The 11,585-nt window shown below is 26.8% G+C and carries 9 protein-coding genes; all 9 read left to right on the top strand.

Features of this window, described 5'->3' with window-relative positions; all coding sequences use genetic code 11:
- Positions 1-619, top strand: a 619-nt coding sequence (locus ACRC28_RS14770) for an O-antigen ligase family protein (protein ID WP_438544201.1), incomplete at its 5' end; no start/stop codon positions are given.
- A gap of 1,192 nt (positions 620-1,811) precedes the next feature.
- Positions 1,812-2,543: a glycosyltransferase family 32 protein gene (locus ACRC28_RS14765; protein ID WP_438544200.1), complete on the top strand. Its 732-nt coding sequence runs from the start codon at positions 1,812-1,814 to the stop codon at positions 2,541-2,543.
- 1 nt (position 2,544) lies between these two features.
- Positions 2,545-4,827: a polysaccharide pyruvyl transferase family protein gene (locus ACRC28_RS14760; protein ID WP_438544199.1), complete on the top strand. Its 2,283-nt coding sequence runs from the start codon at positions 2,545-2,547 to the stop codon at positions 4,825-4,827.
- On the top strand, positions 4,827-6,233 hold the full coding sequence (locus tag ACRC28_RS14755) for a lipopolysaccharide biosynthesis protein (RefSeq protein ID WP_438544198.1): 1,407 nt from the start codon (positions 4,827-4,829) through the stop codon (positions 6,231-6,233). The genes ACRC28_RS14760 and ACRC28_RS14755 overlap by 1 nt, the downstream gene beginning before the upstream one ends.
- Positions 6,234-6,235: 2 nt before the next feature.
- Positions 6,236-7,357, top strand: a complete 1,122-nt coding sequence (wecB, locus tag ACRC28_RS14750) for a non-hydrolyzing UDP-N-acetylglucosamine 2-epimerase (RefSeq protein WP_438544197.1) — start codon at positions 6,236-6,238, stop codon at positions 7,355-7,357.
- Between the two features lie 116 nt (positions 7,358-7,473).
- On the top strand, positions 7,474-8,640 hold the full coding sequence (locus ACRC28_RS14745) for a nucleotide sugar dehydrogenase (RefSeq protein ID WP_438544196.1): 1,167 nt from the start codon (positions 7,474-7,476) through the stop codon (positions 8,638-8,640).
- Between the two features lie 154 nt (positions 8,641-8,794).
- A complete protein-coding gene (locus ACRC28_RS14740; RefSeq protein WP_438544195.1) occupies positions 8,795-9,070 on the top strand; it encodes a hypothetical protein in 276 nt (91 codons plus the stop codon).
- 308 nt (positions 9,071-9,378) lie between these two features.
- Positions 9,379-10,557 (top strand): AbiH family protein, encoded by a 1,179-nt coding sequence (locus ACRC28_RS14735; RefSeq protein ID WP_438544194.1) that lies wholly within the window; start codon positions 9,379-9,381, stop codon positions 10,555-10,557.
- A gap of 274 nt (positions 10,558-10,831) precedes the next feature.
- Positions 10,832-11,152 carry a hypothetical protein gene (locus tag ACRC28_RS14730; RefSeq protein WP_438544193.1) on the top strand — a complete coding sequence of 107 codons (321 nt, stop codon included), beginning with the start codon at positions 10,832-10,834 and terminating at the stop codon, positions 11,150-11,152.
- Positions 11,153-11,585: the final 433 nt, after the last annotated feature.

The following is an 11,585-nucleotide window of genomic DNA, read 5'->3' as shown; positions in this document are numbered from 1 at the left end:
AAGTGGTTTATTAACAATAATTGGATCAATATATATGTCAATAAATATCAGATCTTCATCTGGAATCATTGCAATAATATTTGTATCTTCATATATGATATTTATGAATTTTAAAAATTGGACTAAAATTATAAGGTTCAAAAGCATGTTGGTAGCGTATGTATTATTTTATTATGGAATAGTGATTTTAAAAATACAATATATATTTTCTGATTTCATTATTGAAGTATTAGGAAAGGATTTAACATTTACAGGGAGAGTTGAACTGTGGGAAGTTGCAAAAGAATTAATAAAAAATAACAGTATAAAGGGGATAGGGACACAGTCAACTACAAATTTGATATATAGTGCTAAACAAGGAAAGTATTTAAGTTCTCATAATCAGATATTACAAAATATTATTGAAAATGGAATAATAATAATTCCAACAATTATTATTATTTTTTTTATTGTTAATAAAGTTATAGAAAAAGATAAAGAGATAGAATTAATAGCGTCTATAGGAATGGTGGGAATGTTGATTATATTATTTTCAGAAGCAATGGGGTTTTTTGATATATATGTGCTAGCTTCTATTACTTATAGTATTGGGACAATGAAAATAGATAAGCATAACTAATCGTTTTAAAAGTGAATATTTTTAAAAAGATAACAGAAAATTAGGAGGAGTGTGAATGAAATAACCTAAAAAGGTTAAGTTGTTCTCATGAAGATTGTAAATGCAAAAAATTAGGGGGGTAGAAAAACTAAGTTGCTTGTTTGTGAGTTTTCTTAAGGAATGGAGTTTTTCGCTATAGTTAAGTTTGAGGAGTGATAAGTGTAGAGCTAAAAAATATATGTACCCTAAGGTGTTGAGAGGTGTAATAAAGTAGTTATTTACTATTAAAGAACTTTCAAGATTTAAATTTTAAAATCTTGAGTTATAACGTTCTGATTTCGTTATTTTTGTATAATAGAACTTAAAATAATTAGAAAATCTATCAACTGTAGTTCTATATCGTATATATCCTATAATTTTATCAGTATTATACTTAGGACGGTTACAAGAACATTCTGTACCAGTATTAGAAGTCCTGAATGGAACTATATTTTTAGTTTATATAGCCTGTTAAATATTATTACCACAATTATTTAGTGTAAACTTCCTTAGCATATCTAATTTCAGAATGGAAAAGTTTCAAGTTGATTAGTATTAAATTTATTTTCAGGAAAATACTTTGGGATGTTATATTTGGTATTAGTTTCGATAGATGTGGAATCAGTAGAAATGATTGAGTTACTTAGAGTACTAAGATTGTGTAATTCTAGTAATTGTTAGAACATCTTTTAAAATAGAATTCTCAAAATCTTTAATATGAGGTTGAAAAATATTGTAAGATGGTAGTTTTTTAGTAATAAAAAATCCACATAATTATGCAAATTCAAGGTTGAAATTTAGAAAATTAAGTAATAGTGCAGTAATTTCTCTCAAATGTTCACAGTGTATCACATAAAAGATTTAATTAGAGGATATCAAGAGGAGCCTTTAGAATCTCTATTAGATTCAATAAATTCAGTGATGATAGATAAATTGATATTATCAAAAAGTTCTTGATAAAAATCAATGACCGGCTATAATGCAAATAAAGCAACTATATTAAAATTTTTTATTTATGCATCATTATGAATATTTCTGAAAGTGTAATTGATTATTCTATGTATTTGTAATTGGTTTTAGCAAAAAAGAGTAAAAAAATACTTAAAAATTTGAGTGATATAAAAGAATAAAGAAATTATGAAATCCTATAATAATGAAAAAAGGAGTGAGTATAATGAATAGAAGAAAGATACATTATTGTTGGTTTGGAAAAGGAAAGCTTCCAGACTTAGCACTTAAATGTATAGCTAGTTGGAGAAAATATTGTCCTGATTATGAAATTATTGAATGGAATGAGGAAAACTTTAATATAAATTCAAATGAATATGTTAAAGAGGCATATGAAAATAAAAAATATGCATTTGTTTCAGATTATGTAAGATTATATGCATTATATAAATATGGCGGTATCTATATGGACACAGATGTAGAATTGTTAAAAGAATTAGACTCTTATCTTAAAGAGGAAGCTTTTTCAGGGTTTGAAAGAATAGATGCTATTCCAACAGGCATAATGGGATGTAAGCAAGGGAATAAAATATTTAAAGAATTTTTAGCATATTATGATAATAAGAAATTCGTAAAAGAAGATGGAAGTTTAGATATAACAACTAATGTTGAAATAATTACTAATATTTGCTTAGATAAAGGATTAATATTGAATAATGAAGAACAAAATATTGAGGGATTTAAATTATATAAAAAAGAAATTTTTTGTCCTAAAAATCCTGAAACAGGGAAGATAGAGTTGACTAATGAAACTGTTGCAATACATCATTTTTCAGGATCATGGATACCAAAACATAAAAAGTTAAAGAAGAAATTTATAAACTTTATTGGAAAAGAAAAAACGCAGATTTTAGTAAAATATAAAAGTAAATTTAGAAAGCTAGTGGGAAGAGGATAAAATGAAGAGAATAGGGATAATGACATGGTTCAATTATTATAATTATGGAACGGCACTACAGGTAACAGCACTTAACAAAAAGATTAAGGATATTGGATATACTCCGGAAGTAATAAATTATATACCGCATGAAAAATTAATAACAATTAATGAAGAGATTTTTAAAGAATATTCTATGAAGATAAAAAAAAGAATTAAAAATAGAAATAAGAAAGAATATTTAAATGAGCAAAGAACAGAAAATTTTCGAGAGTTTTTGAGTCAAAATATAGTTTTAAGTAGGAGATGCCAAGTTAAATCAAGTCTATTTGAATTAAATGAGGAATATGATGCTTTTATTTGTGGAAGTGATCAAATATGGGCACCAACAATATTTAATCCAAGATACTTTTTAGATTTTGTAAAAGAAAATAGAAAAAAAATAGCGTATGCACCAAGTATAGGTCTTTCAAAAGTTGATGATATATTTGTAAAGAAAGAAATGACTAATTTGATAGCTGATTTTGGAAGTATATCGATAAGAGAAGAGCAAGGGAAAAAAATAATAAAAGAATTAACAGGAAGAGAGGCAAAAGTTGTATTAGATCCAACATTGTTATTGGATAGTACTGAGTGGGATGAAATTGGACAAGTTACAAAAAAGGATGAAAAATATGTATTGTGTTATTTTTTAGGACAAAATGAGTATTATTGGAAAAGTGTTGTAGAAATAGCGACTAAATTAAAGTTAAAAGTAAAAATAATTCCAGTTTTTGAAAAAGATAAATCTAGAGGATTTGAACACATAGATGGGGTGGGTCCGAAAGAATTTTTAAACTTAATATCAAACGCTAGTGTTGTTTGTACTGATTCATTTCATGGGACTGTATTTTCAATTAATTATAACAGGCCATTTTATACTTATGAGAGATTTTCAGCAAAAGATAAGAACTCACAAAATTCAAGAATATATAATATTCTTAACATGTTAAATTTGGAAAATAGATTAGTGAAAGAAAGACAGAATATAGTCTACTCTTTAGAATGTGATTTTGAGAAAGCAAATAAAGTATTGAAATTGAAGCGTAAAGAATCAATTTTTTATTTGGAAGAAGCATTGAAGAAAGCACAAGTGAAAATAGAAGAAAAATTTGAAATAACAAATACATGTTGTGGGTGTGGAGCATGCACAGGAGTTTGTGGTAAGGAGGCAATAAAAATAGAAAAAAATAATATTGGTTTTTGGGAAGCTACCATAGATCAAGAGAAATGTGTTAAATGTAAGCTATGTAAAAAGGTCTGCCCTTACACTAGTAATAATAAAGAAAAAATTAAAAGTAAAAAAAATAAATTATTTATGTATAAATCAAATGAAGTAGAAGTATTAAGAAAATCTTCGTCTGGAGGAATAGCAATGGATTTATCAAAATACTTAAACAAAAAAGGACAGAATATTATTGGATGCAGTTACAATATAGAAAATAGAATAGCAGAACATTTGATAGTAAGGGAAAATAATGAAAAAGAATTAGAAAAGTTTCAAGGATCAAAATATATTCAAAGTAAGTTAGGTGAAGAGTGTATAGAAGAAATAATTAAATTAGATGGTGGGGTATTTATAGGAACACCTTGTCAAGTGGCTGGAATGCATAATCTTTTACAACAAAAAAAAATTAGACAGAAATATATATTAATAGATTTAATTTGTCATGGAGTACCCACATATAAGTTGTGGGATAAATATATAGAGGAAACATGTAAAAAAGAAGAAATAACAAAAATTGAGTCGGTAAAATTCAGAGCTGAATCATATCCATGGAGAGATAGACATTTAGAAATTAAGGGGAAGAATGAAAAGAAATATTATGGAAATGAAAAAAAAGATAAGTTTTATAAAATTTTCAAATTAAGAAATTGTATGTTAGAAGCTTGTTATGAATGTGGGTATAGAGAAAATTCAATGGCAGATTTAAGAATTGGAGATTACTGGGGTGAAAAATATATATCGGATAATACAGGAGTTTCCATGGTAATAGCATTAACTGAGGTTGGAGGGCAATTAGTTAATGAATTAGCGGTAAAGAATATTGGAATAATTAAAGAGGATAAATTAAATGACTATTGGGATATACAATATCCATATAACCCTATAAAACCTGTATTTTATAATGAATTGATTAAAGATTTAGATGAGAAAACTTTAAATGAAATAGAAGAGAAATATTGTGAAAGTTTTAGAAAAAGAGAGAGTATTTATAAGTTAATCTATAAAATAAAGCCATTAATAAAGAAGGTAATAAAATAATGAGTAGAGAAGGAAGAATGCTAAAGACTACTATAATATATTTTATAGGGAATTTTTCATCAAAATTATTAGCATTTTTTTTATTACCAATATATACAGCATACTTGACAGTTGAGGATTTTGGAGCAGTAGATATAGTTACGAGTACACTCCCGCTGATTGCACCAATATTTACAATGCAAGTAACAGAAAGTGTATTTAGATTTTTATGTGGTGATGAATACAAGAATGATAAGAAAAAAATAATAACAAACTCATTCATTATATTTATAACTGGAATTGGTATATTTATAGCATTATATTTACCGATTATAAGTAAGTTTGATTTTGAATATAAGACGTTATTTCTAATATATTTTATAACGGTATATTTAGGAATGTTTTTTCAACAAGTGTTGAGAGGATTTCAAAAGAATTTAGATTATGCAATTATGGGGATAATATCTACAGTTGTACAAGCAACGGTTAACATAACTTTAATAGTTAAATTCAATTTTGGTGGGGAATCACTTCTGATTGCATCTATATGTGCATCAAGTATGATTGCAGTAATAGGAGCTATTAAAACTAAAATATGGAGATTAATAAATTTTAAATATTATGACTTAGAAATTATTAAGAAACAGTTAAGATATGGAATTCCACTGATACCAAATCAAATATGTTGGTGGATAATAGGTGTTTTGGGTAAATATATATTATTATATTTTTCTGGAACAGCGGATAATGGGATTTTAGCGGTTTCATCAAAGTTTCCAAGTTTATTGACAACAATAAGCTCAATATTTTTTCTAGCATGGACAGAGAATATAATAAAAGAGTTTAAAGCAGTCGATAGAGATGAATATTTTTCTAATTCATTTAATACATTTTTTATATTTAGTTTGACCGTAGCAACGTGTTTATTACCAATAATAAAAATATATAATGTATCAATGGTAAAAGCTGAATTTATAGAAGCATGGTTATATATTCCAGTTTTATTTATAGGTGCATTGTTTAATGGATTTAGTTCATTTTTAGGAACTGCATATACAGCGTCTATGCAAACGAGAGATGCATTTACAACAACTATAATAGGAGCAGTTTCAAACTTGATTTTTTCGATAATCCTAACACCTACATTGGGGATATGGGGAGTCGTATTAGCAAATATGCTATCATTTTTAGTTTTATTTATAGCTAGACTAAAATCGATAAATAAAATTATAGATTTAAAAGTACAAATTAAAAATAAGCTAGGAGCAATGGTAGTATTAATTATAGGAATTTTTTCATATTATTTAATCGATGTAAGATATCAATTAATATGTTTAATAGTGTTTGGTATTAGCATGATAATCTTAAATAAGGAATTAATAGTAAGTTTTAATACAATAATAAAAAAACGGGTAGCGAGGAATTAGGAATGAAAAAATTAAAAATAATGAGTGTTTTTGGAACAAGACCAGAAGCTATAAAGATGAGTCCATTAGTGAAAAAGTTAGAAGATAATGAGATGATAGAATCGGTAGTATGTATTACAGCACAACATAGAGAAATGCTTGATAATGTATTAGAGATGTTTGATATTAAGGCAGATTACGATTTAAATATTATGAAGCATGGGCAGACGATAGTAGATGTTTCAAATAAAGTATTAAAAGGTGTAGATGAAGCTATTAAAGATTGTAATCCGGATCTTGTTCTTGTACATGGTGATACATCAACTACCTTAAATGGAGCATTAGCAGCTTTTTATAATAAAGTGCCGATTGGACATGTAGAAGCAGGACTTAGAAGTGGAGATATATATTCACCATTTCCAGAAGAAGCAAATAGAAAATTAACAGGAGCAATAGCTAATTTACATTTTGCAGCGACAGAGAGCAATAAAGAGAATTTGAATAAAGAAGGAATAAATGAAAATATATTTATAACAGGAAATACGGTTATAGATGCATTACTTAGTGTTATAGATAAAGAATATATATTTGAAGATGAAAAATTAAATCAAATAGATTTTGAAAAAAATAAAGTGATTTTATTAACAGCACATAGAAGAGAGAATTGGGGAAATCCAATGAAAAATATCTTTGAAGCTATTAAAGAAGTTGTAGAAAAGAATGGTGAAGTAAAGGTAATATTCCCAATACACAAAAATCCTGTAATTAGAGCATTAGCTAATGAAGTATTTAAAGGTGTAGAAGATAGAATATTATTAATAGAACCATTAGAATATAAAGATTTCTCAAATTTAATGGCAAAAGTATACTTAATAATGACAGACTCAGGTGGAATTCAAGAAGAGGCACCAGCATTAGGAAAGCCTGTTTTAGTATTAAGAACAGAAACAGAAAGACCAGAGGCGATTGAGGCAGGAACAGTAAAATTAGTAGGTATAGAAAAAAATAAGATAGTAGAAGAAGCGAATAATTTAATAGAAAATGAAGAGAAGTATTTAAGTATGAGCAAAGCAATTAACCCGTATGGTGATGGTGAGGCTTGCGAAAAAATAATAAATAAAATTTTGGCATATTTTCAATTATAATTGGGAAGTGGCTAGGAAAAAATTAAGAAAAGATGAAAATTTATTATAAAATAGAGCACCAAGAGTGAAATCTGTATAGAAAAAGTAAGAGTGGGTAAATGGGAGAGTTAAATAATATGAAAATAGCAATAGCAGGAACTGGTTATGTGGGATTATCAAATGCTATATTATTAGCGCAAAATAATGAGGTAGTGGCAGTTGATATAATTGAAGAAAAGGTAAATATGATCAATGATAAAGTTTCACCTATAGTTGATAAAGAGGTTGAGGATTACTTAAGGAATAGAGAACTAAATTTAGTTGCAACTACAGATGCTTTTAAGGCATATTCAGATGCAGAGTATGTAGTTATAGCAACACCAACAAATTATGATTCAGAAAAGAATTATTTTAATACAAGATCAGTTGAAGCAGTTATTGCAAATGTACTTGCAATAAATCCAGAAGCTGTAATGATAATAAAATCAACAGTACCAGTTGGATATACTGAAAAAGTGAAGAAGATGTTTGAAACAGACAATATAATTTTTTCACCAGAGTTTTTAAGAGAAGGAAAGGCATTATATGATAATTTACATCCTTCAAGAATAATAGTTGGAGAAAAATCAGAAAGAGCAGAAAAGTTTGCAAGTCTTTTACAAGAAGGAGCAATAAAGAAAGAGATACCAGTATTATTTACAAATGATACTGAAGCAGAAGCTGTAAAGCTATTTGCAAACACATATTTAGCGATGAGAGTTGCATATTTTAATGAACTAGATACTTATGCAGAAGTTAGAGGGCTAGATACAAAACAAATAATAGAAGGTGTTTGTTTAGATCCAAGAATTGGAGGACATTACAACAATCCTTCATTCGGATATGGTGGATATTGCTTACCAAAAGATACAAAACAATTAAGAGCAAACTATGAAGATGTCCCAAATAGCATAATAAGTGCAATAGTAGATGCAAATAGAACAAGAAAAGATCATATAGCAGATCAAATAATAAAAAGAGCACCAAAAACTGTAGGGATTTACAGACTAACAATGAAAACAGACTCCGATAACTTTAGAGCATCATCAATACAAGGAATAATGAAAAGACTAAAAGCAAAAGGGATAGAAGTAATGGTATATGAGCCAGTGCTAAAAGAAGAAAAATTCTTTAACTCAATCGTAGTAAAAGATATAGAAGAATTCAAAACAAAATGTGATGTTATAGTATCAAATAGAGTAGCAGAAGAGTTAAAAGATATAGAAGAAAAAATATATACAAGAGATTTATTTAACAGGGATTAGAGAGATTATGAGATGCGTAAGAGATTACGTATCTTTTTTATTTACAAAAAAGAGTTTTAAAAATGTTATTAAATCTAAAAAAATCATTGAAAATTCATTGAAATCATGATATATTGGAGTTGGGAATATTTGAATGAAATGGAGAATGAAAAAAATGATAGAATGCGAAATATGCGGTAGGTATTTTCATGTAGATGAAATACAAGAATGTAGCGAATGTGGTGTGGAAGTCTGTGGGAGATGTTTTGAAGAACATATAAAGAGGTGTATTGATTTTAGAGAAGATCATGAATATGAACAGTGTGATTATACAGATAGATGTCCAGGGTGTGATGAAAAATTAGAGATGGATATTGGGTATGAAAAAATATTTCTAATGTGTGAAGACTGTGGTTTTAGGATGGATGTGACGAAAGAATTTAGAAGATAAATCATTTAATTAAAAAATAAAAAAGAAGTATTAGTAATAATGCTTCTTTTTGATGTAAAATAACTCTTTAAAAACTAGTTAGTGAAAGAATATTTAATGAATTTTATTGAATTTTTATATGGTGTATGATATTATGGTAAAAAAGTTTATTTGGATAATTAAGGAATGAAGAAGAGCGTTTAAAAGATAGACGGGATAGTAAAATTATTTCTGAATAAAGAATAATGATTTTTAGAATAAAGATAAATATGCCAGTAGAATTTTTAATATATTATTTTAGATAAAATTTTAATGAGGTGGAGAGAAATATGAATATATTAGTTATAGGAAATGGATTTGATTTAGAGCATAAATTACCAACAAAGTATTGGGATTTTATGAGTTTTTTAAGAGTTTATAAAACTCTTAATATGGATAAAGAGAGAACAAAGAGGATTCCTAATTTTCAAAAATTAGATTCTGAAATACAAGGATTTTTACTTAAAGATGAGGTCTTTTATAAGAATAAAAGAAATAAGGTGTTAAAGGAATTAGATGAATTAATTGAAAAAAATATTTGGATAAAATATTTTGAAGATAAAATAGAAAAAAGTGAAAATAAGGGGTGGATTGATTTTGAATTAGAAATATCAGATGTAATTCAAGCTTTAGAATATTTACAAGAGACTAATAAGTATGTAGAAAAAAATGAATCCCAGGATGGGAAAAAAGGTGATTTTAAAAAAGATTTTATAATAGATAATTTTCTTGGTAAGTATATAACCATTTATGAAGAAAATAAAGAAAAAGTTATAGGAAATAGTTTTGTAGGAGATAATGCAAAAATTGTTATAGAAGATTTAAATCAAATGTTAAACGGATTAACTCGTTGCTTAGAAATTTATATAGGTGAAGTTATTCAAAAAATTAATATAAAACATAAAAATAGAGAGATTGAAGGCTTAGAAATAGATGGAGTTATAAGTTTCAATTATAGTGATACCTATGAAAGAGTGTATGAAGATAAATGCAAGAAAATTGAATATGATTATATTCATGGAAAAGCTAACTTACAGGGAGCAATGGAAACAAATAGTATGGTGCTTGGAATAGATGAGTACCTTAAAGAGGATAAGGATGAAAAAATAGATTTTATTAAGTTTAAAAAATATTTTCAAAGATTATATAAAGAAACTAGTTGCAAGTATAAAAGATGGCTAGAAATCATTAAGGAAAATAAGGATGGCTTAAATGAAGGTAATCAAGGAAATATTCATAAATTATATATATTTGGGCATTCAATTGATGTGACGGATAAAGATATACTTAGAGATTTAATTTTAACACCTAATTTAACTACAACAATATTTTATTATGATAATAATGTTAAAGCAAACTATATATCAAATTTAGTGAGAATAATAGGACAAGATGAATTAAGAGCAAGAGCTTGGAGCAATAATCCAACAATTATATTTAAAGAACAAAAGAGAGAAGGTACAAATTAAATAATGTATGATTTTAAGTGTACAAGTTATAAGTGTAAGGAAAAGAATTGATAGGTCAATGCGTTTAGTATAATAAAAAAGTTACTTAATATTTATAAAATAATAATATAATAATAAATATTAAGTAGCTAGAAAAAAATCATTTGACTTTAAGTATAAATGAGAAAATATAATAATATAAAGGAGGTTAATTAAAATATAATATGATGTTATAGGATATTTATTGATTTTTTACGGAAAAGATGATATTATGAAGAAAGAGGTGAATCAGAGGATGAAAAGAATAACGTTAAAAATATTTATTGAAACACATGCAGATTTAAAAGCAATAGCAGACTATGAAAGTATTACAGTTGCAGATTTATTAAGAGAGAAAATTGAAGATACAATTTCAGAGTATATTTTAAATAAAGAATTGGAAGTAGAGCCAATTTCAAAAGATGAGGCTTATGAAAACATTGATAAAGCAGATTTGATGACGGTATCATTTGAACTTGATAAAAGGATACATAGATATTTAAAGGATGTTTGTAAAGCTGAAAAGTGTAAATTAAAACATTTAATGAGAGCGCTGATTGAAGAGTTAGTAGATTAGTTAAATATAAGTAGTAAAATGAAAATAATATAAATAAAAAGAGAAGCAACTGGGACCTAAAGTGCCCAGAACGAACCCCGGGCAAATTCAAGAAGAAAATGTAAAATAAGTAATATAAAAGAAAATGAGTTTAAGATAGATAAGGAGTACTAACACTAGTGTTAGTGCTCTTTTTGGCGTAACTAAGTATATATTAAGTTACATTACATAGAGAGTAAATTATATAGTATACAAAATAGCTAGTGGAATGAAAAACTTTTTTTAGTTTTTGAGTAGGGGGAGAGTACACTGCTCTATAGAATTACAGAATAAATATAATGAAGTATTTACTTTTATATAGAAGATGATATAATAAAAGTAAGATTTGGTGAGAGGGTATCACCAAGTAAAATAAAAAAAGTCCCAATTGATGATTTGGTGAGAGGGTATCACC

The organism is Clostridium sp., from assembly GCF_051650885.1.
GTDB lineage: Bacteria > Bacillota > Clostridia > Clostridiales > Clostridiaceae > Clostridium.
Note: the sequence above shows the minus strand (reverse complement) of the source record. Positions and strands in the feature narration are given on the sequence as shown.